The organism is Bordetella ansorpii (genome assembly GCF_900078315.1).
Classification (GTDB): domain Bacteria; phylum Pseudomonadota; class Gammaproteobacteria; order Burkholderiales; family Burkholderiaceae_B; genus Bordetella; species Bordetella ansorpii.
The window spans coordinates 488,114-511,663 of sequence record NZ_FKBS01000014.1; the positions used below are offsets into that span (position 1 = coordinate 488,114).

The 23,550-nt window shown below is 68.7% G+C and carries 24 protein-coding genes; 20 read left to right on the top strand and 4 right to left on the bottom strand.

Annotated features, from left to right (window positions below; translation table 11 throughout):
- Positions 1–56: 56 nt before the first annotated feature.
- The 18 genes from sctB to sctC all read left to right on the top strand — a co-directional run bounded on the left by sctB (position 57) and on the right by sctC (position 14,655).
- Positions 57–998, top strand: coding sequence for a type III secretion system translocon subunit SctB (sctB, locus tag A7W11_RS09920; protein WP_066411014.1), 942 nt, complete (start codon positions 57–59; stop codon positions 996–998).
- A gap of 20 nt (positions 999–1,018) precedes the next feature.
- The gene (gene sctE, locus A7W11_RS09925; RefSeq protein ID WP_082887183.1) at positions 1,019–2,233 is read left to right on the top strand and encodes a type III secretion system translocon subunit SctE; all 1,215 of its coding nucleotides are present in this window, start codon (positions 1,019–1,021) and stop codon (positions 2,231–2,233) included.
- Positions 2,234–2,257: 24 nt separating this feature from the next.
- On the top strand, positions 2,258–2,737 hold the full coding sequence (locus A7W11_RS09930; protein ID WP_066411017.1) for a SycD/LcrH family type III secretion system chaperone: 480 nt from the start codon (positions 2,258–2,260) through the stop codon (positions 2,735–2,737).
- A 9-nt stretch (positions 2,738–2,746) separates the two neighbouring features.
- On the top strand, positions 2,747–3,223 hold the full coding sequence (locus tag A7W11_RS09935; RefSeq protein WP_066411023.1) for a tetratricopeptide repeat protein: 477 nt from the start codon (positions 2,747–2,749) through the stop codon (positions 3,221–3,223).
- A 7-nt stretch (positions 3,224–3,230) separates the two neighbouring features.
- Complete coding sequence (gene sctI / locus A7W11_RS09940) at positions 3,231–3,665, top strand: type III secretion system inner rod subunit SctI (protein ID WP_066411024.1); 435 nt, start codon at positions 3,231–3,233, stop codon at positions 3,663–3,665.
- A complete protein-coding gene (sctJ, locus tag A7W11_RS09945) occupies positions 3,665–4,513 on the top strand; it encodes a type III secretion system inner membrane ring lipoprotein SctJ (RefSeq protein ID WP_066411025.1) in 849 nt (282 codons plus the stop codon). The genes sctI and sctJ overlap by 1 nt, the downstream gene beginning before the upstream one ends.
- A complete protein-coding gene (locus A7W11_RS09950) occupies positions 4,510–5,178 on the top strand; it encodes a SctK family type III secretion system sorting platform protein (RefSeq protein WP_066411032.1) in 669 nt (222 codons plus the stop codon). The genes sctJ and A7W11_RS09950 overlap by 4 nt, the downstream gene beginning before the upstream one ends.
- Positions 5,148–5,786: an HrpE/YscL family type III secretion apparatus protein gene (locus A7W11_RS09955; RefSeq protein ID WP_066411033.1), complete on the top strand. Its 639-nt coding sequence runs from the start codon at positions 5,148–5,150 to the stop codon at positions 5,784–5,786. The genes A7W11_RS09950 and A7W11_RS09955 overlap by 31 nt, the downstream gene beginning before the upstream one ends.
- Positions 5,787–5,795: 9 nt before the next feature.
- A complete protein-coding gene (gene sctN / locus A7W11_RS09960; RefSeq protein ID WP_066411034.1) occupies positions 5,796–7,127 on the top strand; it encodes a type III secretion system ATPase SctN in 1,332 nt (443 codons plus the stop codon).
- Positions 7,128–7,130: 3 nt separating this feature from the next.
- The gene (locus tag A7W11_RS09965; RefSeq protein WP_066411036.1) at positions 7,131–7,637 is read left to right on the top strand and encodes a type III secretion protein; all 507 of its coding nucleotides are present in this window, start codon (positions 7,131–7,133) and stop codon (positions 7,635–7,637) included.
- A 55-nt stretch (positions 7,638–7,692) separates the two neighbouring features.
- Entirely contained in the window at positions 7,693–8,334 is a 642-nt protein-coding gene (locus A7W11_RS09970; protein WP_066411041.1) for a hypothetical protein, read from the top strand.
- A 25-nt stretch (positions 8,335–8,359) separates the two neighbouring features.
- Positions 8,360–9,442 (top strand): type III secretion system cytoplasmic ring protein SctQ, encoded by a 1,083-nt coding sequence (gene sctQ, locus A7W11_RS09975; protein ID WP_235816837.1) that lies wholly within the window; start codon positions 8,360–8,362, stop codon positions 9,440–9,442.
- A 25-nt stretch (positions 9,443–9,467) separates the two neighbouring features.
- Positions 9,468–10,154: a type III secretion system export apparatus subunit SctR gene (gene sctR, locus A7W11_RS09980; protein ID WP_066411045.1), complete on the top strand. Its 687-nt coding sequence runs from the start codon at positions 9,468–9,470 to the stop codon at positions 10,152–10,154.
- Positions 10,155–10,162: 8 nt separating this feature from the next.
- The gene (gene sctS / locus A7W11_RS09985; protein ID WP_066411047.1) at positions 10,163–10,429 is read left to right on the top strand and encodes a type III secretion system export apparatus subunit SctS; all 267 of its coding nucleotides are present in this window, start codon (positions 10,163–10,165) and stop codon (positions 10,427–10,429) included.
- A 17-nt stretch (positions 10,430–10,446) separates the two neighbouring features.
- On the top strand, positions 10,447–11,247 hold the full coding sequence (gene sctT / locus A7W11_RS09990) for a type III secretion system export apparatus subunit SctT (protein ID WP_066411049.1): 801 nt from the start codon (positions 10,447–10,449) through the stop codon (positions 11,245–11,247).
- Positions 11,244–12,293, top strand: a complete 1,050-nt coding sequence (gene sctU / locus A7W11_RS09995) for a type III secretion system export apparatus subunit SctU (protein ID WP_066413796.1) — start codon at positions 11,244–11,246, stop codon at positions 12,291–12,293. Before sctT ends, sctU begins: the two co-directional genes overlap by 4 nt.
- A gap of 4 nt (positions 12,294–12,297) precedes the next feature.
- Positions 12,298–12,696, top strand: a complete 399-nt coding sequence (locus A7W11_RS10000; RefSeq protein ID WP_066411051.1) for a type III secretion system chaperone family protein — start codon at positions 12,298–12,300, stop codon at positions 12,694–12,696.
- Between the two features lie 69 nt (positions 12,697–12,765).
- On the top strand, positions 12,766–14,655 hold the full coding sequence (sctC, locus tag A7W11_RS10005) for a type III secretion system outer membrane ring subunit SctC (protein ID WP_082887242.1): 1,890 nt from the start codon (positions 12,766–12,768) through the stop codon (positions 14,653–14,655).
- A 20-nt stretch (positions 14,656–14,675) separates the two neighbouring features.
- On the opposite strand, the gene A7W11_RS10010 is transcribed toward sctC, so the two are convergent.
- Both A7W11_RS10010 and A7W11_RS10015 read right to left on the bottom strand, forming a co-directional pair.
- Positions 14,676–15,278 (bottom strand): RNA polymerase sigma factor, encoded by a 603-nt coding sequence (locus A7W11_RS10010; RefSeq protein ID WP_066411059.1) that lies wholly within the window; start codon positions 15,276–15,278, stop codon positions 14,676–14,678.
- A gap of 147 nt (positions 15,279–15,425) precedes the next feature.
- Positions 15,426–16,010, bottom strand: coding sequence for a BspR family type III secretion system anti-sigma factor (locus A7W11_RS10015; RefSeq protein WP_066411060.1), 585 nt, complete (start codon positions 16,008–16,010; stop codon positions 15,426–15,428).
- Positions 16,011–16,219: 209 nt separating this feature from the next.
- Here A7W11_RS10015 and A7W11_RS10020 point away from each other — a divergent pair, with 209 nt between their 5' ends.
- Positions 16,220–17,662 carry a glutamate-cysteine ligase family protein gene (locus A7W11_RS10020; protein ID WP_156523086.1) on the top strand — a complete coding sequence of 481 codons (1,443 nt, stop codon included), beginning with the start codon at positions 16,220–16,222 and terminating at the stop codon, positions 17,660–17,662.
- A 61-nt stretch (positions 17,663–17,723) separates the two neighbouring features.
- Here A7W11_RS10020 and A7W11_RS10025 read toward each other — a convergent pair whose 3' ends face one another.
- The gene (locus A7W11_RS10025) at positions 17,724–18,902 is read right to left on the bottom strand and encodes an ABC transporter substrate-binding protein (RefSeq protein WP_066411061.1); all 1,179 of its coding nucleotides are present in this window, start codon (positions 18,900–18,902) and stop codon (positions 17,724–17,726) included.
- On the bottom strand, positions 18,899–20,902 hold the full coding sequence (locus A7W11_RS10030; protein WP_066411064.1) for a SpoIIE family protein phosphatase: 2,004 nt from the start codon (positions 20,900–20,902) through the stop codon (positions 18,899–18,901). The genes A7W11_RS10025 and A7W11_RS10030 overlap by 4 nt, the downstream gene beginning before the upstream one ends.
- 142 nt (positions 20,903–21,044) lie before the next feature.
- On the opposite strand from A7W11_RS10030, the gene A7W11_RS10035 reads away from it, so the two are divergent.
- On the top strand, positions 21,045–23,543 hold the full coding sequence (locus A7W11_RS10035; RefSeq protein ID WP_066411066.1) for an MFS transporter: 2,499 nt from the start codon (positions 21,045–21,047) through the stop codon (positions 23,541–23,543).
- The last annotated feature ends 7 nt before the right edge of the window (positions 23,544–23,550 follow it).

The following is a 23,550-nucleotide window of genomic DNA, read 5'->3' on the forward strand; positions in this document are numbered from 1 at the left end:
GGCCGGAGATCGCGGCGGACCCGCGGACCGGCCGGCATCACAGGAGCCGATCGATCATGAACATCACCTTCAATCCCAACGCGGGCGGCGTGGCCGGCCTGACGCCTACCCCGGACATGAATCCGGCGCAGGCGTCGGACAAGGCCGGCGCGGCCTACCTGATGCTGGACCCCAGCGAGCAGCGCACCGGTGGCGGCAGCGATGCTCTGGGCCTGCGCGGTCTGAAGCAGCCCGCCAGCAGCTACACGGCGGGCGCCAGCGATGCCTCGCAGGCATTGGGCAAGCTGGACGTCGGAACGCTGGGTACCGACATCTATTCGGTGATGGCCTTGTTCCAGAAGTGCGCGCAAGAGCAGCGCGACGCTGCCCGCCAGGTGCGCGATGCCGATCTGTCCGCGCAGGTGGCCACGCTGAAGAACGCCGCCCAGGAAATCCGCAATGCCGCGCAGGAACGCATGGTCGGCGCCATCGTGCAGGGCGCCTTCCAGATCGCCGCCGGGGCCGTGCAGATGGGGGCGGGCATCGCCTCGGGCATCCAGGGCGTGAAGGCCGCCAGCCAGCAGCACCAGTCCGCGATGATGTCCAAGGAAGCCGTGCTGGACAAGCAGGCGTCGGTCGGCGACGGCCTGACCGATACGCAGCGTACCGCCTACCAGAACTCCGCCGAGGCGTTCACCGCCCGAGGCAAGGAATTCGACGCGCAGGCGGCGGTGCACACGAACCGCTCGCAGGTGCTCAATGCCTCCGGCATGGCCTCGGGCCAGATCCTGGGCGGCATCGGCACCATCGTCAACGCCACCCAGGAACGCAAGGCCGCCGAGCACGACGCCAAGCGCTCGGAGCTGGAGGCGCAGGCCAAGGTGCAGGAAGACAGTTCGCAGAAAGCCAACGAATTGATGCAGCAGATGATGGACGTCATCCGTGACGTGCGCGACAAGCTGAGCTCGATCGACCAGTCGCGTCTCGAGACCAACCGCGGCATCGCCCGCAACATCTGACGCCGGGTCGAGGAGTCTCCATGAGCACCATCCAACCGAATTACGGCGGCATGATGCCGCAGATGCCTGCCGGCACGCAGACCGATGCGCCGCAGCAGGCCGGCCAGATCGACGGGCTGAAGCTGCTGGCCGAGCTGCAGACCATGGTTGCCCAGCTCGAGGGCGGCAAGGCGCCGGCCTCGGGCGAGCGCCTGACGGACGAACGCGGTGCGCCGGCCATCTCCGAGCCGGCCGCCAGCTTCAATGCCGCCGACATGGTCGACCTGCTGCGCAGCTTGAAGGGCAAGAGCCAGGACGCCCAGCTGGCCGCGGCCCAGAAGGGCCTGGAAAGCGCCCGCGTCAAGGCCGAGAAGAATACCGAGGCCCAGCTCGACAAGATCAAGGACTGGATCGACAAGTGCAAGGAGGCCGAAGGCAAGGGTCTCCTGGGCAAGATATTCGGCTGGATCGGCAAGATCTTCGCGGCCATCGCGGCGATCGCGGCGGTCGCCGTCGCGGCCGTCGCCACCGCGGCCACGGGCGGCGCGGCCGCGCCGCTGCTGGCCATGGCGGTCATCGGCGCGGTGGGCGCGACCATTTCGCTGGCCGACCAGATATCGCAGGAGTGCGGCGGTCCCGAGATCAGCATCGGCAACCTGGTGCAGACCATGGTCGGCAAGTTCCTGGAAGCCTGCGGCGTGCCGCCCGAGACGGCCGAACGCATCGGCCGCGTCATGGGCGGCGTGCTGGCCATCGCCGTACCGGTGATGCTGCTGGTCGAACCGCAACTGCTGGGCGGCATGGCGCAGAACATCGCGCTGCTGGCCGGCGCCGACGAACAGACCGCCGGCTACATCGGCATGGCGGTCGGGATCGCGGCGGCCGTCACGGCGGGCATCGCCATGGCCGTGGTCAGCGGCGGCGCGGGCGCCGGCACGGCGGCCACCAAGATCGCCAGTTCGCTGGTGGGCGCGGGCGCCCAGATCGTGCAGGGCGCCACCTCGGTGGCCACCGGGGGCCTGAAGATCTCCGAGGCCATCGACAAACGCGACGCGGAGAACATCATCGCCGACAAGAAGGAACTGGAAGCGGCCATGGTGAAGCTGCAGAAGCAGATGGAAGAGGGCCGCGAGGAACTGAAGAAGGTCATCCAGCAGATCGAGGAAGGCCTGCAGGCCGTGACCAAGATGATCGCGGGCGCCGCCGACAGCATGGCCCAGGTCACGTCCAACATTGGCAAGCGCGCGGCGGTCTGATACCGGCGCCCACAGGAGATACGCATGTCCCAGACCGCTACCGCCCAGCGCAGCGAATTCGGCGAGAAGCTCTACGAAGGCCTGCAGGCGCTGCCCTCCAGCCGGCGTTTCACGGCCGAGCAGCTCGAGGTCATCTACGCCCTGGCCTATGCCCAGGTCACCCAGGGCAAGTACGCCGAGGCGCTGCCGGTGTTCTCCATCCTGTCCACCTACGGTCCCACGCGCAAGCACTACATGATGGGCCTTGCGCTGTGCCTGCAGATGTGCGCCCGTCACGAAGAGGCGGTGCGCATCTATTCCGCCGTGGGCACGCTGTTCCCCGAAGGCCCCGAGGCCTCGCTGGGCGTGGCCGAGTGCCTGCTGGCGATGGGCCTGACGGCCGAAGCCGTGCAGGAACTGAACCTGGTGCTGCGCTACACCGCCGAAGCCGGCTGCTATCCCGAGGCGCAGAAGCGCGCGCAAGCCTTGCTGGAACTGACGCGTGGCGAGGCGGTAACCGGATGATCGCGCTTCATGTCCGATAGCGTCCGACCGGATTTGTCCGCGGTGCCGCCAGCCGTCTCGCAAGGGACGGCTTTTGTGCTTGATGCGGACGAGGCTCGCCTGCTGGCCGAAGTCGGCATGCTGGCCGCCCGCGCGGGCGACGTCGCCCGCGCCGACGCCATCTTCAACGGCCTGCGGGCCGTGCGTCCGGGGCGCGCGTACCCGTACATCGGCCTGGCCCTGGCGCGCATCGCCAGCGGTCGAGCCGCCGAAGCCGTGCAATTGCTCGAGAGCGCCGTGCTGGCCGACGACGCCGAGCGTGCCCAGGCCCAGGCCTGGCGCGGCCTGGCGTTGCAACTGGCCGGCCGTGCCGCCGAAAGCCGCAAGGTGCTGCAGGACGCCGCGGCCCAGCCCAACGAGGGCGGGGCGCTGGCGCGCAGTTTGCTAGGACTGGGCGAAGACGCGGCTAGAATGCCCGCCGGTCTCGTCCCCACTGTGAAGGAATAGGGAAACCATGGAAATCGCCGCGCTTTCCGCCGCCCTGGCGGCGCCGCTGACCACCCCCGCGCCGGCCGTCGCGCCCACGGCGCAGGCCACCGAGCGGTTCAACGCGTTGATGAACGCTCCCGAAGTGAGCGCCACCGCCGCGCCCGAGCTGACCGGCGTGCAGGCAGCCTTGCAGTCCGCCTTCGCCGTCGACGGCGCCGCGCCCAGCCTGCCTTCGTTGGGCAGCCAGATCCTGTCCAGCCTGCAAGGCACCGCCGCCGATTTCTCGCAGCGCTGGCAAGGCATTTCAGCGGGCCTGGACCAGATGGCCGCCGCGCCCAACATCAGCGACATGCTGCGCGTGCAGGGTGAGATGCTGCAGGTATCGGTGCAGTACGAACTTGTGGGCAAGGCGGTGTCGCGCACCACGCAGAACATCGATACGCTGGTCAGGATGTCGTAATGCAGGCCTTGTCGCTTTCCCAACCGGCCGCGGTGTCGTCGTTCCGGCGCATACTGCGCGTCGCGCTCGCCGGTCTTCTGATCGTGTTGCTGGCAGCCTGCGGGTCGCGCGTCACGCTGTTCTCGGCTTCTACCGAGGGCGAGGCCAACGAGCTGCTGTCGGTGCTGCTCGATTCGGGCATTCACGCCGAGAAGACCGCCACCAAAGAGGGCGTGTCGATCTCGGTCGACGGCGCCCAGGTGGCCCGCGCCCTGGACATCCTGCGCGCCCGCGGCCTGCCGCGCGAACGCTTCGACGGCATGGGCCAGATCTTCCGCAAGGAAGGCCTGGTGTCTTCGCCGCTGGAAGAGCGCGCCCGCTACATCTACGCCTTGTCGCAGGAACTCACCAACACGCTGTCGCAGATGGACGGCGTGCTGGCCGCGCGCGTGCACGTGGTGCTGCCCGAGCGCGGCGGCGTGGGCGAGACCACGTCTCCGTCGACCGCCGCGGTGTTCATCAAGCACCAGGCCGGCTACAACCTGGACACGCTGCAGCCGCAGATCCGCAAGCTGGTCACGCACGCCATTCCCGGCCTGACCGAAGACCGCGTGTCGATCGCGCTGGTGTCCGCGCAGCCGCCTTCCCACGTGCAGAACGCGCCCACGCTGTCCAGCGTGCTGGGCCTGCAGGTCGATAGCGGCTCGGCCAACGGCCTGGCCGTGTTGTTGGGCGTGCTGATCCTGCTGATCGTGGTGCTGGCGGCCACGGTGGGCTGGATGGTGTGGCGCGTGGGCCTGCCGTTCGGCGGGCGCGCGGCGGCCAAAGCGCGCCGCGAACCGGGCCGTCCCGAAGGCCAGTCGGCATGAGCCCGCAGGGCCGTCCGCAGGCCGATGCCGCCGTCGTGTTCGGCGCGCGGCTTGTCGAGTTCAACCTGCTGCCCAGCCGTACGCTGCATCCCAGCCGGGATGCGGATTACGATGCGGCCCCGGCCGCGGCCTTGCCGGCGCCCTTGCAGGCCGCTTGGCATCGCCAGCGGTCGGCGCAGATCCTCCGGCGCCTCGACCTGCATGAACGCCCCGTACAGGATGCCGACCGGCCTGAGCTGGCCCTGGCGCTGCTGCCTCCCGACCCGCTGGCGCGCTGTGCGCTGTGGCTGGGGGTGGCGCTGTGCGGCGCACGGCTGCGCCGCGCCATCGCGGGCGCCGAAGTGCGCCGCTTCATCGACGGCCTGGGCGACGCCGCCATGACCTTCGCACGCCAGTCCGCTCCCGGCCTGCACCCCGGCATTGCCGGTTGCGAGGCCTTCAGCGCCGACGAAACCGTGGACGCCGTGCGGCGCCTGGGCCGCGCCACGCTGATGCAGGCCCTGCACGGCGGCGGTGCCGAAATGGCGCTGCGCGCCGAACTGAAACTGTCCGCCGGCCCGGCCGGCGACGCGCCGTTGCCCGCCGCTGCCTCGCTGGCGCTGGCGCTGGGCGTACTAAAGCTGACCGAACCGACATGGCATTCGTCCTTCCCCGCGATTCACTGACGCCGCGCCGCCTGGCGGCCAGCGTCGATCCTGGCGCGCGCGTCCTGCGCGCGCAGGACCACGCCGCGCTGACCGGCGCGCAGGCCCTGCTGGACAACGCCCACGCCCAGGCCGAAGCCATTCTGGCGGGGGCGCAGGCTGCCTTCGAGGCCGAGCAGCGGCGCGGCTACGCAGACGGAAAAGAACAGGCCCTGCTGGACCAGGCCGAGAAGATGATCGAGACCGTCGGCCGCACGGTGGAGTATTTCGCCGGCGTCGAGAACGAGATGGTCGACCTGGTGATGCTGGCGGTGCGCAAGGTGGTCGACGGCTTCGACGACCGCCAGAAGGTGATGATCGTGGTGCGCAACGCGCTGGCCGTGGTGCGCAACCAGAAACAGATGACGCTGCGCCTGCATCCCGAAGAAGTCGAGGACGTGCGCGAGCGCATCAACGACCTGCTGGCCGCCTATCCCGGCGTGGGCTACCTGGACATCCTGGCCGATGGCCGCCTGGGGCGCGGCGCATGCATTCTCGAAAGCGAGATCGGCATGGTCGAAGCCAGCCTGGAAGGCCAGATCGAGGCCCTGCGCCGCGCCTTCCAGCGTACGCTGGGCAGCCGGGTGTAAGCGGGTCATATGCGGCAATTCGACTACATCACCGAAATGATGGAGATGGCACTGCAGGACACGTCGACCCTGCGCATCAAGGGACGCGTCACGCAGGTCATCGGCACCATCATCAAGGCCGTGGTGCCCACCGTGAAGGTGGGCGAGGTCTGCATCCTGCGCAATCCGGGCGAAGACTTCGAGATGAAGGGCGAGGTGGTCGGCTTCGCGCGCGACGCGGCGCTGCTCACGCCCATCGGCGACATGTACGGCATCTCGTCGGCGACCGAGGTCATTCCCACCGGGCGCGCCCATATGGTGCCGGTGGGCAACGGCCTCTTGGGCCGCGTGCTGGATGGGCTGGGCCGTCCGCTGGATGAAGCCGAGCTGGGGCCGCTGGAAGCCAGCAAGTTCTATCCCGTGTTCGCCGAGGCGCCGGACCCGCTGACGCGCCGCATCATCAAGGATCCGCTCGAACTGGGCGTGCGCGCGCTCGACGGCGTGCTGACCTGCGGCGAAGGCCAGCGCATGGGTATCTTCGCGGCGGCCGGCGGCGGCAAGTCCACGCTGATGGGCATGCTGGTCAAGGGCGCCGACGTGGACGTCACCGTGGTGGCGCTGATCGGCGAACGGGGCCGCGAGGTGCGCGAGTTCCTCGAACACGAACTGGGGCCGGAAGGCCGCCGTAAAAGCGTGATCGTCTGCGCCACCAGCGACAAGTCGTCGATGGAGCGCGCCAAGGCGGCCTACGTGGCTACCGCCATCGCCGAGTACTTCCGCGACCAGGGCAAGCGCGTGCTGTTCCTGATGGACTCGGTGACGCGTTTCGCGCGGGCCCAGCGCGAGATCGGCCTGGCGGCCGGCGAGCCGCCCACGCGGCGCGGCTATCCGCCTTCGGTGTTCGCCACGCTGCCCAAACTGATGGAACGCGTGGGCATGAACCAGCACGGTTCCATCACCGCGCTGTACACCGTGCTGGTCGAAGGCGACGACATGACCGAGCCCATCGCCGACGAGACGCGCTCCATCCTGGATGGCCACATCGTGCTGTCGCGCCGCCTGGGCGCGGCCAACCACTATCCCGCCATCGACGTGCTGGCCTCGGCCAGCCGCGTGATGAACGCGGTGATCACGCCCGACCACAAGAAACTGGCCGGCCGTATCCGCGAGCTGATGGCCAAGTACCAGGAGGTCGAGCTGCTGGTGAAGATCGGCGAGTACAAGCGCGGCGGCGACCCCGTCACCGACGAGGCCATCGACAAGATCGACGCCATCAACACCTTCCTGAAGCAACGCACCGACGAGCGCACCTCCTTGCCGCAGGCTCTGGAACGCATGGCCAGCATCGTGGGAGTCAAGTAAGCCATGAGTGTCTTCGACGAACTGCTGGCGATCAAGCGCTTTCGCGAGGGCCAGGCCGAGCTGGCCGTGGCGCGCCAGCGGCAACTGCATGCCCAGGCCGAGGATGCCCAGGTGCAGGCTGAAGACCAGTTGCTGAAATACCAGGACTGGGCCAGGCAGCGCGAGCGCGACATGTACGGCGACCTGTGCAGCCGAACGGTGCGCGTGCGCGAGATCGAAGACGTGCTGGCCGGCGTGGCCGACCTGCGCCAGGGCGAGCAGCGCCAGCACGAGCAGGTGGCGGCGGCGCGCAAGCACGCCGAGCGCGAGGCCGATGCCCTGGCCGCGCGCCGTGTCGACCACCGCACCGCCAGCCGCATGACCGAGAAATTCGTCGAACTGGCCCGGATGCACCTGGAGGCGCACCTGAAGGAACTGGAGCGCAAGGAAGACCTGGAGATGGAAGAGGCCGCCTCGGTGGCGCGCGACCGCGAGGACTGGGAGTCGCACGAGGAGTACGAACCCTCATGAGCCGCTTCCTCCGCCGCGCCGCCCTATCCGCGTCCCTTGACGGGAGGATGACGTCGTGAGCGTCGACCGCCGCATCGACCTGCACACCTCGGTGGCGCAGCAGGATCTTTCCGATCTGGCGCAATCCGATACCGGCCTGCGCCGCAACGCCTCCGATGCCGATCGGCAGGCTTTCGAACGCGCGCTGGCGCAGCCCCAGGACGAGTCCGCCGACGATGCCGACCGCAAGGCCTCGCCCCAGCAGGCCGCAGATGCCATGCCGCGTCCGTTCGGGCTGTTCGCCACGGGCCTGCCGTCTCAGATGCCGGCCGATGCCGCGGCGGCGGGCAGCGATATCGCCGCCGCCCTGGGCCGGGATCTGGCCGAAGCCGCCGACCGCCTGCTGGTGGGCGACGGCAGCAGCGGACGGCGCGAGGTTCGCGTCGAATTGAAGGACGACGTGCTGCCTGGCGTGACGGTGTCCGTCTACCAGGAAGCCGGCCGCGTGGTGGCTGCCTTTGCCTGCGCCAGCGAGGCCTCGCGCGAGAAACTCTGCGCCGCCGCGCCGGGGCTGGCGGCCGAACTGGCCCGGTCGCTGGGCCGCGCCTGCCTGGTGCGCGTGACCACCGACGATCCCGAAGACCCTTGCCTGTTCGAGATCGCGAGCGGCGATCCGTCGGACGGTGGCGCACCGTCGTCGGCCGACGCCGCACCCTGAGGATGACTCTGACACGATGGACCCCATGATTCCCGTTACGGCCCAACCCGCGATCCTGCCGCGCCTGAGCGCGAACGAGGCTCGCGCCCTGACGTTGATCGCGCGCCACGGTGCGGACTTCAGCGTCGAGCTGCCTCCCGCCGACGGCGCCGCGGCCGATGCCGCGCCCGTCTCGTGGCGCGTCGGTTTCACCGCCGGCGCGGTGGACGCGCTGCGGCAGGCGGCTGATTGGCGTACCGGCATCGAATGGGCCGGCGCCACGCTGCGCCTGGCCCTGCCGCGCAATGCGCCCGATGCCTGGCTGGCCGCGCGCTTGCCCACGCTGGCGCCGGGCCCGCTGCCCGCGTCGCTGCGCGCCGCCGCGCTGGAAACCCTGTTGTCCGAGATCGTGGCCGCGCTGACGCGCGTATCGCCGGGCGGCCCCGCCCATGTGCGCCCCGTGCAGGAAAACGATGCCGTCTCGCTGCCGCACGTGTGGACGCTGACGCTGCGCGCCGCCGCCACGGGCGAGGTCTGCCATGTGGTGCTCGAGGCCGATGGCCTGGGCCTGATGCTGCTGGCCAGCCTGATCTCCGGGGCGACGCCGGCCGCCAACGCGCTGGACACCGACGCATTGCCCGTCACCCTGCGCGCCGTGCTGGGCGCGCTGACGCTGCCGGCCGCCGAACTGCGCACGCTGCAGCCACGCGACGTGCTGCTGCTGGACGAATACCTGGTCGGCGCGCAGGGCGAACTCTGGCTCGCCATCCCGCAAGGCCAGGGCCTGCGCGTGCGCGCCGAACAATCCACCTACATCGTCACCCAAGGCTGGACCTCCGTCATGACCCAGACCCCCGCTACCCAGGATGCGGCCGCCGTGCAGGCAGCCGAACCGCTGGATCTCGATTCCATCCCCGTGCGCCTGAGCTTCGACCTGGGCGACCGCACGCTGACGCTGGCCGAACTGCGCCGCCTGCAGCCTGGCGAAACCTTCGACCTGCAGCGTCCGCTGGCCGACGGCCCCGTCATGATCCGCGCCAACGGCGCCCTGCTGGGCACCGGCACGCTGGTCGAGATCGATGGCCGCATCGGCGTCACCATCGCCACGCTCGGCAGGGAACCCGCATGATTTCCGCATCCAAGAGGGCCGCGCCATGACCGGCTTCGATCCCGTCAGCCTGGCCGTCATCCTGGCGATGCTGGCGCTGGTGCCGCTGGCCGCCGTGATGACGACCTCGTTCCTGAAGATCGCCATCGTGCTGTCCCTGGTGCGCAACGCCATCGGCGTGCAGCAGGTGCCGCCCAACATCGCGCTGTACGGCCTGGCGCTGATCCTGTCCGTCTACGTGATGGGCCCGGTGGTCATGGAAGTCGGCGGCGAGCTCAAGGCCGTCAGCCAGCAGCAGCACGCGCCGGACTCGCTCCAGCCCGGCGTGCCGCCGCCCGACCGCATGGGCGCCGTCATCGAGGCTGTCTCGCGTGGCATCGAGCCGCTGCGCAGCTTCATGCAGAAGAACAGCCGCCCCGAGCAGCGCGATTTCTTCCTGCGCACCGCCCGTCACCTGTGGGGCGAGGAACAGGCGCGCGACCTGAAGGACAACGACTTCCTGGTGCTGATACCGGCCTTCCTGGTGTCCGAGCTGTCGGCCGCATTCCAGATCGGCTTCCTGCTGTACCTGCCTTTCGTGGTGATCGACCTGATCGTCTCCAACATCCTGCTGGCCATGGGCATGATGATGGTGTCGCCCGTGACGATCTCGCTGCCGCTCAAGCTGTTCCTGTTCGTCATGGTGGACGGCTGGACCCGGCTGATACAGGGCCTGGTCCTGTCGTACGGGTAGGGGGCGGCATGCAGAACGTCGACGTCGTCTCCTACATGACCCAGGCGCTGTACCTGGTGCTGTGGCTGTCCCTGCCGCCCATCGCGGTGGCCGCCATCGTGGGCACGCTGTTCTCGCTGTTCCAGGCGCTGACGCAGATCCAGGAACAGACGCTGTCCTTCGCCGTCAAGCTGATCGCCGTATTCGCCACCTTGCTGCTGACGGCGCCGTGGATCAGCGGCGAACTCTACAACTACACCATTTCGGTGTTCGACCTCTTTTACAAAATCCACTGAGGCGGACGCGGAACGAAATGATCTCGGGCGTTACCTACGCGGAAGCGAACACTTTCATGGCCACGCTGGCGCTGACGCAGCCGCGCATCCTGGCGATGTGCGCCATGCTGCCGCTGTTCAACCGCCAGTTGCTGCCGGGCATGCTGCGCTACGCGGTGGGCGCCGGGCTCGGCCTGATCCTGGTTCCCGCGCTGGCGCCGGGCTATGCCGCGCTGGACCTGAACTGGCTCGACATCGTGCTGCTGGTGGTGAAAGAAGTGTTCGTGGGGCTGGTGCTGGGCTTTCTGGTGGCCATTCCGTTCTGGATCTTCGAGGCCGTGGGCTTCGTCATCGACAACCAGCGTGGAGCCAGCCTGGGGGCCGTGATCAACCCGGGCACGGGCAACGACTCGTCGCCGCTGGGCATCCTGTTCAACCAGGCGTTCATGGTGTTCTTTCTGGTCGGGGGCGGTTTTTCCTTGATGCTGACGATGCTGTACGACAGCTTCCGCTTGTGGGATCTCTGGCATTGGACGCCCGCGCTGCAGCGCGAGAGCATCCCGCTGTTGCTCGACCAGCTCAGCCGCATGGCGAGACTGGTGCTGCTGTTCGCCGCGCCGGCCATCGTCGCCATGTTCCTGGCCGAGCTGGGTCTGGCCCTGGTCAGCCGTTTCGCGCCGCAGTTGCAGGTGTTCTTCCTGGCCATGCCCATCAAGAGCGCGCTGGCCTTCCTGGTGCTGGTGCTCTACATGAGCCCGCTGTTCGACTACGCCGGCGAGGCTACGCGGGGCATCGGCGGCATCCTGCCGTTCCTCGACAACCAATGGCGGGCGCCATGAGCGGCGAAAAGACCGAACAGCCAACCGCCAAGCGCCTGCGCGAGTCGCGCCAGAAAGGGGACGTCGCGCACAGCAAGGATTTCACCCAGACGCTGCTGGTGCTGGCGCTGTTCGGCTACATGCTGGCCAACGCCAAGAACATCATCGAGTCGCTGGGCCGGCTGATGCTGGTGCCGTCCACGCTGGTCGGCCTGCCGTTCGACGCCGCGCTGAAAACCGCGCTGGATGCGTCGTTGCGCGAAGGCATCGGCCTGGTGCTGCCTTTCCTGCTGATCGTGCTGCTGGTCGGCATGTTCTCCGAGTTCCTGCAGGTGGGCATCGTGCTGGCGTTCGAGAAGCTCAAGCCGTCGGGCAAGAAGCTCGACGTCATGGGCAATCTGAAGAACATGTTCTCGAAGAAGAACCTGGTCGAGTTGCTGAAATCCATCATCAAGATCGCGTTCCTGTCGGTGCTGGTGGTGTTCGTGGTGCGCGATGCGCTGCCCGAGCTGATGTCCGTGCCGCATAGCGGCCTGGCGGGCCTGCAGACCGGCGTGGGCGGCATGCTGCGCACGCTTCTGGTCAACGTGGCCCTGGCCTACGTCATCATTTCGCTGGCCGATTTCGTCTGGCAGCGCATGCAGTACCGCAAGGGGCTGATGATGAGCAAGGAAGAGGTCAAGCAGGAATACAAGGAAAGCGAAGGCGATCCGCACATCAAGCACAAGCGCAAGCACCTGCACCAGGAAATGGTGATGAGCGGCGCCGTCCACAGCGCCCGCAAGGCCTCGGTGGTGGTCACCAACCCGACCCACCTGGCCGTCGCGCTGTATTACGAACCCGACGAGACACCGTTGCCGCTGGTGCTGGCCAAGGGCGAAGGCTACCTGGCCGAGCAGATGATGCAGGCCGCGCGCGAAGCCGGCGTGCCGGTGATGCAGAACATCCCGTTGGCGCGCGCGCTGATGGCCGATGCCCAGGCAGACCAGTACATCCCGAGCGAACTGATCGAACCCGTGGCCGAGGTGTTGCGCCTGGTGCGCAAGCTGGCCGCTTCCGAGGAATGACGCCATGTCAGCCATCCCCCATCCCCTGATCGCGCGCTACCTGGCGCGCCACGCGATTGCCGAGGCGCTGCGTACCGACGGCCGCGCCACGTTGACGATCGACGACAAGTACCGCGTGCACCTGCAAGGCGCGCGCAATGGCTGGCTGGCGATATCCGCGCGGCTGTGCGCCTTGCCGCCCGCGGGCCTCGCGCGCGAGGATTTCATCGCCGGCCTGGGCAAGCAGGCCGGCGGGATGCTCGCCGGCCATGCGTCGGCCTGCGTGATCGATCCGGCCGAAGAGGCCCTGTGGCTGCAGCAGATGGTGCGTCCCGACAGCAGCGAGATCGAGGTGGACGAGGCCGTCGGCCAGTTCGCCAACGCGCTGTCGTTCTGGACCGGTGCGGTCAAGCGGGCGGCCTGAACCAAAGCATGCATTGAGGAGAGTCAGTTGAAGCGGATCATCCTGGCGGGCGCCCTGTCGCTGGCATTGATGGGAGCGGCCGACGCCGCGCCCAACTGGCCCAACGCCCCCTATACCTACTACGCCAAGAGCGAGAGCCTGCAGAGCGTGCTGCGCCAGTTCGCCAGCGGCTTCAGCCTGTCGCTGCAGATGGGGCCGGAGGTCGCGGGCGTGGTCAACGGCAACTTCAACGCCAGCACACCCACCGAGTTCATGGACCGGTTGGGCGGCGTGTACGGTTTCAACTGGTTCGTGTATTCGGGCACGCTGTTCATCAGCCGCACCAGCGACATGAGCACGCGCTCGGTCAGCGCCATGGGCAGTTCCATCAGCGCGCTGCACGCCGCGTTGCTGCAACTGGGCGTGCTGGACCCGCGCTTCGGCTGGGGCGAACTGCCCGACCAGGGCATCGCGCTGGTGTCGGGCCCGCCGGCCTACGTCAACCTGGTCGAACGCACCGTGGCGGCGTTGCCGCTGGGCGCGGGCGGCCAGCAGGTGGCCGTGTTCCGCCTGAAGCACGCCACGGTCAACGATCGCACCGTCAGTTACCGGGACCAGTCGGTGATCACGCCCGGCATGGCCACCGTGCTGCGCAACCTGATCCTGGGCAACGGCGGCGGCAACAACAACGAAACGCTGTCGGCCATTGCCGCGCCGCTGCGCGAGAACCCGCCGGCCTTTCCCGGCACACCCGCCCAGGAAGGCGCGGGCGGCGCCATCGCGGGCGGTCCCGCAGCCGCGGCAGCCGCTGCCGCGAGCGACAGTTCGCGCGGCAGCCGCCGCGGCGCCGGCCTGCGTCTGCGCGAGCCCACGGTGCAGGCCGATCCGCGGCTGAACGCCATCATCGTGCAGGACATTCCCGACCGCATACCGATCTACAAGGCGCTGATCGACCAGCTCGACGTGCCCAGCACGCTGATCGAGATCGAGGCGATGATCGTCGACGTCAACTCGGACCTGGTCAACGAACTGGGCGTGCAATGGGGCGCGCGTGCCGGCAGCACGTCTGCGGGCTACGGCAACCTGGGCCTGTCCACCAGCGGCGGCCTGCCGCTGGATTCGGGCGCTGCCCTCTCGCCGGGCACCATCGGCATCAGCATCGGCAACTCGCTGGCGGCGCGCGTGCGCGCCCTGCAGACGCGCGGCCAGGCCAACATCCTGTCGCAGCCTTCGATCCTGACGGCCGACAACCTGGGTTCGCTGATCGACATCTCGGATACGTTCTATATCCAGACCACGGGCGAGCGCGTGGCCACCGTCACGCCCATCACCGTGGGCACGTCGCTGCGCGTCACGCCGCGCTACATCGAAGGCAGGTCGCGCCGCGAAGTGGAACTGGCCGTCGACATCGAGGACGGCCGCATCCAGGATGAACGCCTGGTGGGTGATCTGCCCACGGTGCGTCGCAGCACCATCAGCACGCTGGCCGTGGTCGGCGACGACCAGACCCTGCTGGTGGGGGGCTACAACGCCACGCAGGACAGCGAACAGGTCGACAAGGTGCCGTTCCTGGGCGACATCCCCGGCCTGGGGGCCCTGTTCTCCAGCCGCAGCAAGACCGTGCAGCGCCGCGAGCGCCTGTTCCTGCTGCGTCCGCGTGTCGTCGCCATCAATGGCGAGACCGTTGCCGCGCCGCGAGGCCAGTCGCGCGCCGGCCGCGCCATGAACGCCACCTGGGCGCAGGCCGGCGAGAAACCGACGGCGGGCCAATACCTGGACCTGATGCAGGGCCAGCAGACGCGCGTGCAGTTCGAGGCCGTGACAGTGCCGTCATCCGGCGGGCCGGTGCGTGCCTCCGACCGCTACATCGAGTCGGTGCCCTTGGGCCCGGGCCAGGCTCAGCCCGTGATGCAGCCTGGCGGTGCGGTGCTGCGCGTGGAGACGCCGAATGCGCCCGGTACGGGCCGTGGCGAACCTTGATGGAAAGGAAGGGCCGCGGCTCAGTCGTTGAGCGTCAGGCCTTTTTGCAGCAGTTTGTCGCGCAGGGCGGTTCGCGCGCGCGACAGGCGGCTGCGGACGGTGCCGATGGGCACGGTCAGCAGTACGGCGGCGTCTTCGTACGACATGTTGTCCAGGCCGATCATCAGCAGGATGCCGCGCATGTTCTCGGGCAATTCGTCGAGCGCCTCCTGCATCAGCCGCACGGTCTGCGCCTGTTCCAGCGCCTGTTCGGGCGTGGATTCGGATGCCGCGTGCGTGGCCAGGCTGTCTTCGCCGACGAAGTCGTAGCGGCGCTCGGGCGCACGCGACAGATAGTTGCGCACCAGGTTCAGCGCGATGCCGTACAGCCAGGTGGACAACTGCGATTCGCCGCGAAACGTCTGGTACGAGCGCGCCGCTTCGACGAACGCCTGCTGGGCGAGGTCTTCGGCTTCGCTGGTATTGCCGATGTGCTTGATGATGAAGCGCTGCAGCCGCCCGCTGTGTTCGTGGATCAGGTCGCGCAGCAAGCGATCGTCTTGCGGGCTCCAGGAGGGACCGCCGCAGCCGGGCTGCGGAGCCGCTTCGAGCGAAGCGCCGGTATGGTCCAGGGAGTCGGGCATGGGAGACAGACGGTAAGAATTGAGCGTAAATCAGCTACAAAGTACTACACAGAATGTGTAATTCGCAATTACTGGAAATACGGTAGCGCCCAGCCAACAGGGTGTGAATTGTCACATTTGGTGCGACACCGCCGGCAATCCCGAGTGTCAGCGCGGCATGGCGGCGCCCAGAAGCTGGTTCAGCCAGGTACGAGCGGTGTCCAGCGAGACCGGGCTCTGGCCAGAAGTGGCCGCCTGGTCGAAGCGTTGCTGCATGTCCGCGTCCAGGGTACGGCGCTGCTGGGCGTCCAGCGACGCGGGATCGATGCCGGCCTGGTTGCAGGCCGCCATGAAGATGGACGAGCCGGCGCTGGCGGAACAGGCCAGGCGGGTGGCGAAGTCGACGCCTTCGAGCGCCTGGCGCGAGGCCTGCGCCATGTCGACGGCCTGCTCGATGGTGCGCGAGGACAGGGGCTTGCCGGGGTTGGCCGCCAGGCCGAGCTCTCGGGAGACCGCGCTGGCGATGCCGTTGCCGTAGGTGTTGGCCAGCGCCTGGGCGAACATCGAGGACGTGTCCACGTCCGGCGCGACCCAGGCCACGCTGCGGCCGCCGGGCGTGGCGCCCGTGCCCAGCACCCGCAGCTGGTCGCCTGCTACGGAGATGAAGACGTCACCGCCGCCCTGTGCCGCCTGCGTGAAGGCGTCGAGTTGGGGATAACCGGGTACTGGACGGGAAACGGAATCGATTGTCATGCGGCAGTTGGGTCCTGCGGCCTTGAGGGAAATCTGCGCCTGATAGAGCGCTTGTCCAGGTACGTAACACCGGGAATGGATTGGTTCCCGGAATTTCGTCAGCCGCGGAAATCGTTTTGCATATTAGATCATCCCGTCGTGGGTCAGTCTGGAGCAAGGAGCAAGCAATCGTGAGCGCAATCGAGCCGGGCGCCAAGCTGGGCCTGGAAATGGAGATGGCGGTGGCGCACCGAGGCAGCGGCCGCAGCCACCCGGTCGGGGGGTACTTCGAGGCGCTGGCCGGCATCAAGCGGGCGCGCGGCGAGGACGCCGCGGTCTATCCGCTGGGAGAACGGGCGGGCGGCGTCTCGGGGCCGGACGGCGACAGCGGCGTCGACAACGGCTACAACCTGCTGGAGACGGCCTTCTCTCCGGTACGGGGGGGCACGGGAGGCCTGGACCGGTTGGGCGAGAAGGTGGCGCGGGAACTGCGCGATGCACGGCAGGCGCTGGCTCGGGAAGACGCCATGTTGCTCAACGTGTCGGAACATCCCGATTGCAGTCTGGACCCGGACTGGTATGCCGCCGTGCGCGCCGACCGTCCCATCTACCGCGAACTGGTCGGCTATCGTGGCTGGCTGCACCGCGCCGGTATCGACGCGAAGGCGCAGAACGGCCCGTGCACCTCGGTCGGCATCGGGCAGGCTGCCCGCGCGCTCAATGCCGTGCTGGCCCTGGCGCCGGCCTGTATCGCGCTGTTTGCGAATAGCCCGTTGCAGGCCGGTCGCGTCACGGGATTGAAAGAGAACCGGCTGACGCTGTGGGACCGCGTGTTCCGCCATGCCCGCTTTGCCGGCGACCACTGGCTGCAGCGCTTGCCGGAACGGCCCTTCGACGATCTGGGCGATTATTTCCGCTGGATGTTCGGCGCTTACACCGCCAGCCGCGCCTTGTCGATGGTGCCCAGCCAGGGGTACAAGTCGGCGGCGTCGGTCTATCTGGCCGGCAATCCGTCATTGCGCCGTTTCCTCGAATCGGCGCAGTGGCCCGGCCGGCGCGCGGATACCGGCGAGCTTGTGATGTTGCGCCCTCACAGCGGCTATTTCGAGTATTCGCAGTTCGCGCATTTCCTGGATGCGCGCTGGCGCTATCGCCTGGCCGGGCCCGTGCCGCTGGATGACTTGCTGGCGGCCTGGATGCGGCCTGGCGGTATCGAGGATCTGCATGGCCGCCACGGCGCCGACGGCTACATCGAGGGCAGGGCCTGCGGCGCGGTGTTCGCGGATGCCCAGTTCCGGGATGAGGCCGGCATCGACGTGGCCTCGACCGCGCCGCTGTCGCCGTCGGCGGTGCAGTTCGGATTGATGCGCAACCTCGACGAGGCCGAGCGGCTGTGGCGTGACTGGGGATGGCTGCGCCTGCGCGGCATGCGTGACGTGGCCATGCGTGAAGCGCTGGATGACGACACGGTGCATGCCCTGGCGCGCGACGTGCTGGACGTGGCCCGCGCGGGGCTGCCCGAGGGCGAGCGGCGTTGGCTGGGTTATGCCGATCATGTGCTGCAGACCCGCCGCACGGGGGCGGACCGGTTGCTGGACCTGTGGCGTGCCGCGCCGGGCAGCCGGGCCGAGAAGCTGGCCTACGTCTGCGCGCGCCGCGAAGTGCTCGACTGAAAAACCGGAAGGGCCGCATTCCTGACGGCATGCGGCCCTTGCATTCATTCAGCCTGCGCGCCTATTGCGCGGATTTCCTGCCCTCATACACTTCGTCCGCCGCCAGCAGGATGTCCACCGGCGGGTCGAAGCCGATGCCGCGCGCCGTGTCCAGGTTCAGCGCGATCTTGGCCGGATCGATCCAGATCTGGCTGAGCTGGCGCGGCTTGGCGCCATTGAAGATGCGGGCGATGGTCTCGGCATGGAACAGGCCCACGTACGAGTAGTCGGCCTGCGCCAGGCTCATCAGCAGGCCGTCGCGCACCTGTTCCGAACCCAGCATGGCGAAGCTGGGCACCTGCGCCGTGCGCAGCACTTCGGCCACTTGTCCCACGGACTGGGGCGTGATGCCGCGGTGCACCGTGACGTACATCGCGTCCACCTGGTTGCTGAGCTTGCGATAGCAATCCACCGCGTTGCGCGTGGCGTCCTCCACCGGGATGCCGTTCGAGGCCGCATTGCACGACTTCACCTGGAAGCCCAGCTCCTTGGCAACCTGTTCGACGGCCGGCACGGCGGCATAGGTGCGGCCCTCGGGGCTGTCCTCGTAGACCAGGCCCAGCGTCTTGAACGGCACGATTTCGTGGAACAGGCGCACCTGCCGCTGGTAGCGTTCGGGTTGCACGCGGGCGTGCAGGTTGTCCAGGCCGCTGTCTTCCACGCTTTTCACGATGCGCGCGCCGACGGCATCGCTGGTCGATGCCACCACGGTGGCCACGGGGGCGCCCAGCATCGCCATGTCCTGGCCGGCCAGCGTGCCCATGGCGATGATCAGGTCGATGTCGTGGCGCTTGGCCAGCCGGTCGGTGATGGCCTGGCGCACGGCCGGGCGGCGGGCGGCGTCGAAGTTGCCCGGTTGCCACCAGGCGTCGTCGACGAACTGCAGCGTGTCGCTCTTGGCGTTCTCGGCCAGGAAGCTCCACATCTGGCGGCCGTTCAGGCCATCGGGAATGGCGGGCACGCTGAGCCAGCCCAGTTGCTGCAGGCCGGCCACGATGACGCGCAGCGTGCGCGGGTATTCGCTGTAGTCGCCGCTTTCGAAGTAGCCCAGGCGCCACTTGCCGCCGCCGGGCTTGGCCTTGGGCGTGGTCGGGAAGACGGCGGCCGTGGCGGGCGCGGTGGCCGCGGGATCTTGCTGGGCCTGCGCGGCCGGGGCCAGCAGGGCAAGCGACAGGAACAGGGAGGAGAGCAGTTTGGTCATGCGCGTCGGACCACGATCAACGTGATGTCATCGGATTGTTCGGCGCCCGCCGCGAATGCCTGCACGTCTTCGAGCAGGCGCTGGCCGATGGCGGTGGCGCTGGAAGGAGGCGCGGCCAGCACGCTGAGCATGCGGGGATCGCCGTATTGTTGGTTCTGGCGGTTGACCGCCTCGGTGACGCCGTCGGTGTAGCCGACCAGCACTTCGCCCGGCTCCAGGCGCGCGTGCAGGGGCTGGTAGACCAGGTCTTCCTGCACGCCGCACGCCGGACCGCTGCGGCCTTCGAGCGTGCGCAGCACGCCGTCGGCGCCGATGACGATGGGCTTGAGGTGGCCGGCGTTGGCCCAGGCCAGTTCGCCGGTGACCAGGTTCAGCACGCCCAGCAGCAGCGTCACGAACATCATGTTCGGATTGTTCTCGGACAGCCGGTTGTTGATCTTCTGCATGATCTGCGCGGGATCGGTCTCGTCCTCGGCGGTGGCGCGGATCAGCGTGCGCGTGACGGCCATGAACAGCGCCGCCGGCACGCCCTTGTCGGACACGTCGCCGATGGCCAGGCACAGCCTGCCGTCCGGCATCATGAAGTAGTCGTACAGGTCGCCGCCGACCTGCTTGGCGGGCAGCATCGTGGCATGCAGGTCGACGTGGGCGCGCACGTCGGAGCCCAGCGGCACGGGCAAGAGGCCCAGCTGGATGGCGCGCGCGATGTTGAGTTCGCTTTCGAAGCGCTCGCGCGTGGAGGTTTCCTGCATCAGGCGCTGCACGTTCTCGGTGAGCTTGCGCTGCATGAACAGGAACGAGGTGGCCAGGCGGCCGACCTCGTCGCGATGGTGCTGCGGCAGCGCGGCGATGTGCGCGGGCACCGGGGAGTCGACGGTCAGGTCCTGCTCGGGCAACTGGCGCGCGTACTGCGTGAGCTTGTCCAGCGGGCGCGCGATGCGGGTGGCGATCAGCCAGGCGGCCACCAGGGCCAGCAGCAGCGTGATGGCGAAGAGGATGGCCAGGCGGTTCATCAGTTGCTTGGCGGGCGCGGTGAGGTCGCTCTCGGGCACCGCCGCCACGACCGTCCAGCCCAGCGGCTTGTTGTGCACCGCCTTGATCTGCCAGGGATCCTTGCCGTTGATGACGCGCAGGGTCTGCGGCTGCGTCCGGTTCGTCCTGGCCAGCAGGTCGCGCAGCGGCTGCCTGGTCGTATCGCCCACGGCTTGCAGCAGGGCGGTCTGGTGGGCGGGCGGCGGCACGACCATGCGGCCGCTGTCGTCGACGATGAACACGAAGCCGGAGTGCGCCAGCGTCAGTTGCGACAGCGTGCTGCGCATCGCCGTCTCCATCTGCGCGCGGCGGCCCTGCACCTGCTCGATGATGTCCTGGGCGCTGTCGGTGACCACGAACACCCAGTCCCATTGCCGGAAATAGCCGAAGTAGGCGTAGCGGGTTTCGGGTTCGCCGGCGGCGCCGGGCAGGGGCCAGCGGTAGATGGCGAAGCCGTAGCCGGTGCGGCGGCTTTCTTCATACAGGGCCTTGGCCAGCTCGCGGCCCTTGATGTCGCGCGCGGGCGACAGGTCGAGGTCGGTCATGGCCATGTTGCCGGCCGCCAGCACCGAGAAACTGGCGTCGTACACGAAGGCGTAGCGGCGATCATCCAGCTTCAGGCGGTTGATCCAGGCGCGCGCCATGCCCTTGGCGGCGCCGGGCGTCATCACGCCGCGGTCGGCCATGTCGGCATAGCCGGCCAGCACCGTGGAAATGGTGTTGCCCACCTGCACCAGCTGGCGGCGGCCCGTGCGCACCGTGCTGATCTTGTCGTCCAGCAGCGCGCTCCAGCGCGCGTCGGTGTCGCGCAGCACCAGGTTCAGGACGTTGTCCACGGCGTGCTGCTCGCCCGCTTCGACCGTGCGGGTGACGTCCTGCTGGGTGACCAGCCGGACGAAGGTGGCCAGCACCAACAGGATCGCAACGACGAGCAGGAAGATCTTGCCGCGTAGGGAGCGCGTGAACATGGGAAATTGGGGGAAGTGTTGCGTAGTTGTCGCGAATCGCCGAGGCCAGCCCGCGGATACGTTCGCAAAATGGAAGCAAATTACATCAATTGTAAAATGTCGGCTACGCTCCCGTGTGAATTCTTGCGGTCTTGATCCGAACATGCGTAACGAACCGATGCAGATGGTGCTGGAAGGGCTGCGGCGCCGTCCCGTCCTGGAAGTCACACTGGCGTGCCTGGCCGTGCTGCTGTTGGCACAGGCCCTCATAGGCGCCCTGAGCCTGTCGGCCCTGAACCGCCTGGTGGCCGATACCACCGCCGACCGGGTCGAGGTCGCCACCCGCCAGGTGGCGGGCAACATCGAGAACGGCCTGCGGTTGGGCAAGCCCCTGGGCCAGTACTTCGGATTGACCAACCTGCTGCGCGACGGGGCCAATGCCGCGCGCGACGTGCAGGGCGCCGTGGTCGTCGTGGCGGATGGCCGGCCCGTGGCGGCTCATGGCGCCGTCGTCGAATCCGCTGAACTGCTGTCGCGCGCGCTGCGCACGCCGCCGGGCACGCCGTTGCCGGATGGCGTCACGCGGCGCGCCAGCGGCGCGCTGGTGGCCCATGGCGGCGATCTGGTCACCGTGGCCGCGCCTCTGGCCGACAGCGCCGGGCAGGTCGTGGGCGCCGTCATGTTGTCGGTCACGCGCGACGTGGCTCTGGGCCGTACGTTGCTGCTGGACAACATCAAGGTGCTGCTGCTGGTCACGCTGGCCGTGGGCCTGGGTCTGGCCGCCGCGTTCAAATACGCCATTCCCCTGACCACGCTGGCCACGGGCGGCCGTGCGCGCTTCCTGGTGCCGCTGGCGGCGCTCATGTTGGCGCAGGGCGTCTATGCCGGCTACACCATCACCACCTTCCGCAATGCCTCGCTGGAAGTGGCGCGCGGCAACATCCTGGCGCTGTCCGAAGGCTTGCAGCGCGACCTGAACCGCGTCATCGGCTACGGCATTCCGCTGGACCGCATGCGCGGCATCGAAAAGCAGTTCGCGCGCCTGGCGGGCACGTTCCCGGCCATCAGCACCATCGACCTGGTGCAGGACGGCCGCGTGCTCAACCGCGCCGACGCCAACGGCGCGCTGCCCGTCAAGGGCATGGGCCCCGCGGCTGAAACCGCCGACGACCTGACGCTGGTGCTGCCGCTGGCCGGACAGTTCCAGCGTTCCACCATCCGCGGCAGCCTGGTCATGCACCTGTCCGACGACGTGATCGCCGCCGGCGTGCGCAGCCGGGTCATCGATGCCGCGACCGTGGTGGCGGTGGCCCTGGTGGCCGCCATCGAGATGCTGCTGTTGTTGTCGCTGCTGATGAACCGCGCCTTCTCCGCGCGCGGCGTCAGTCCCGCCGGCGTGCACGTCGGACCCGACGACGTCTCCGAAGTGGGCCGCATCGCGCGCCCCGTCATGTTCGGCTTCCTGTTCGCCTGGGCCTTGCCGCTGGGTTTCCTGCCGCTGTATGCGCGCAGCCTGCCCACGGGCGGCCTCGACCTGCCGGCCAACCTGCTGCTGGCGTTGCCGATCTCGGTGGAAATGGGCTGCGGCCTGCTGACTGCGCTGCTGGCGGGCGGCCTGACCGATCGCAAGGGCTGGCACGTGCCGGTGCTGGCGGGTCTGGCCGTGTCGTTCCTGGGCCTGGTGGCGTGCGCCGCCGCGCCCAACCTGCCGTGGTTCGCCGCCGCCCGCGGCCTGGTGGGCCTGGGCTACGGCCTGACCTGGATGGGCCTGCAAGGCTTCGTCGTCACCCGCAGCCCCGCGCAGTATCGCGGCCGCAACATGACAGGCGTCATCGCCGGCCTGTTCGCCGGCCATCTGTCGGGCGCCGCGGTCGGCGCCATGCTGATGGAGCAACTGGGCTTCCGCGCGGTGTTCGCCGTGGGCGCCGTGATGCTGGTCATGCCGCTGGTCGGCGTGCTGGTGCTGATGCGCCCCTACATGCAGCGCGCCGCCGCGCAGGCGGCCGCGCACGTGCGCCGCGCGGTCCCCCGGGGCAGCGCGCGGCTGTCCGAAACGCTGCGTCTCTTGTTCACGCGCGACTTCGGCCTGCTGCTGCTGGGCAGCGTCATTCCGTTTTCCATCGCGCAGGTGGGCCTGTTGTCCTTCGCGCTGCCGCTGTACCTCGAGGCCGAAGGCGTGGCCGCCTCCAGCATCGGCCGCGTGCTGATGATCTACGGCGTGTGCGTGATCTACCTGGGGCCGGTGATGGGCCGCCTGGTCGACCGTTCCACCAGCGCCAAAAAATACTGGATCGTCATCGGCGGGGTGCTCGGCAGCGCCGGCATGCTGGGCCTGTATTTCAACAGCGGCCTGGTGGCGGCGTCGTGCGCCGTGTTGATGCTGGCGTTGGCCAGTTGCTTCTCGGGCGCGTCGCAATCGCCGTACATGCTGGCCTTGCCCGACGTGCAGCAATACGGCGCCGCCGGCGCCACCAGCGTGCTGCGCGCCGCCGACAAGCTCGGCCAGATGGCCGGCCCGCTGGTGGTGGGCGCCATGTTCGGCGCGGCCGGCATGGGGGCGGGCCTGGCCATCACCGGCGTGATCTACCTGGTGGCCACGCTGCTGTTCCTGCTGTTCGCGCCGGCGCGGTCCCGGCAGCAGGCGGCCGCCGCGCTGGGCTGACGGGCCG

Bases quoted from the DNA above. Each gene is read 5' to 3' on its own strand.
- sctB (WP_066411014.1), top strand. From the start codon at position 57: ATGAACATCACCTTCAATCCCAACGCGGGCGGCGTGGCCGGCCTGACG.
- sctE (WP_082887183.1), top strand. From the start codon at position 1,019: ATGAGCACCATCCAACCGAATTACGGCGGCATGATGCCGCAGATGCCT.
- A7W11_RS09930 (WP_066411017.1), top strand. From the start codon at position 2,258: ATGTCCCAGACCGCTACCGCCCAGCGCAGCGAATTCGGCGAGAAGCTC.
- A7W11_RS09935 (WP_066411023.1), top strand. From the start codon at position 2,747: ATGTCCGATAGCGTCCGACCGGATTTGTCCGCGGTGCCGCCAGCCGTC.
- sctI (WP_066411024.1), top strand. From the start codon at position 3,231: ATGGAAATCGCCGCGCTTTCCGCCGCCCTGGCGGCGCCGCTGACCACC.
- sctJ (WP_066411025.1), top strand. From the start codon at position 3,665: ATGCAGGCCTTGTCGCTTTCCCAACCGGCCGCGGTGTCGTCGTTCCGG.
- A7W11_RS09950 (WP_066411032.1), top strand. From the start codon at position 4,510: ATGAGCCCGCAGGGCCGTCCGCAGGCCGATGCCGCCGTCGTGTTCGGC.
- A7W11_RS09955 (WP_066411033.1), top strand. From the start codon at position 5,148: ATGGCATTCGTCCTTCCCCGCGATTCACTGACGCCGCGCCGCCTGGCG.
- sctN (WP_066411034.1), top strand. From the start codon at position 5,796: ATGCGGCAATTCGACTACATCACCGAAATGATGGAGATGGCACTGCAG.
- A7W11_RS09965 (WP_066411036.1), top strand. From the start codon at position 7,131: ATGAGTGTCTTCGACGAACTGCTGGCGATCAAGCGCTTTCGCGAGGGC.
- sctQ (WP_235816837.1), top strand. From the start codon at position 8,360: ATGATTCCCGTTACGGCCCAACCCGCGATCCTGCCGCGCCTGAGCGCG.
- sctR (WP_066411045.1), top strand. From the start codon at position 9,468: ATGACCGGCTTCGATCCCGTCAGCCTGGCCGTCATCCTGGCGATGCTG.
- sctS (WP_066411047.1), top strand. From the start codon at position 10,163: ATGCAGAACGTCGACGTCGTCTCCTACATGACCCAGGCGCTGTACCTG.
- sctT (WP_066411049.1), top strand. From the start codon at position 10,447: ATGATCTCGGGCGTTACCTACGCGGAAGCGAACACTTTCATGGCCACG.
- sctU (WP_066413796.1), top strand. From the start codon at position 11,244: ATGAGCGGCGAAAAGACCGAACAGCCAACCGCCAAGCGCCTGCGCGAG.
- A7W11_RS10000 (WP_066411051.1), top strand. From the start codon at position 12,298: ATGTCAGCCATCCCCCATCCCCTGATCGCGCGCTACCTGGCGCGCCAC.
- sctC (WP_082887242.1), top strand. From the start codon at position 12,766: ATGGGAGCGGCCGACGCCGCGCCCAACTGGCCCAACGCCCCCTATACC.
- A7W11_RS10010 (WP_066411059.1), bottom strand. From the start codon at position 15,278: ATGCCCGACTCCCTGGACCATACCGGCGCTTCGCTCGAAGCGGCTCCG.
- A7W11_RS10015 (WP_066411060.1), bottom strand. From the start codon at position 16,010: ATGACAATCGATTCCGTTTCCCGTCCAGTACCCGGTTATCCCCAACTC.
- A7W11_RS10020 (WP_156523086.1), top strand. From the start codon at position 16,220: ATGGAGATGGCGGTGGCGCACCGAGGCAGCGGCCGCAGCCACCCGGTC.
- A7W11_RS10025 (WP_066411061.1), bottom strand. From the start codon at position 18,902: ATGACCAAACTGCTCTCCTCCCTGTTCCTGTCGCTTGCCCTGCTGGCC.
- A7W11_RS10030 (WP_066411064.1), bottom strand. From the start codon at position 20,902: ATGTTCACGCGCTCCCTACGCGGCAAGATCTTCCTGCTCGTCGTTGCG.
- A7W11_RS10035 (WP_066411066.1), top strand. From the start codon at position 21,045: ATGCGTAACGAACCGATGCAGATGGTGCTGGAAGGGCTGCGGCGCCGT.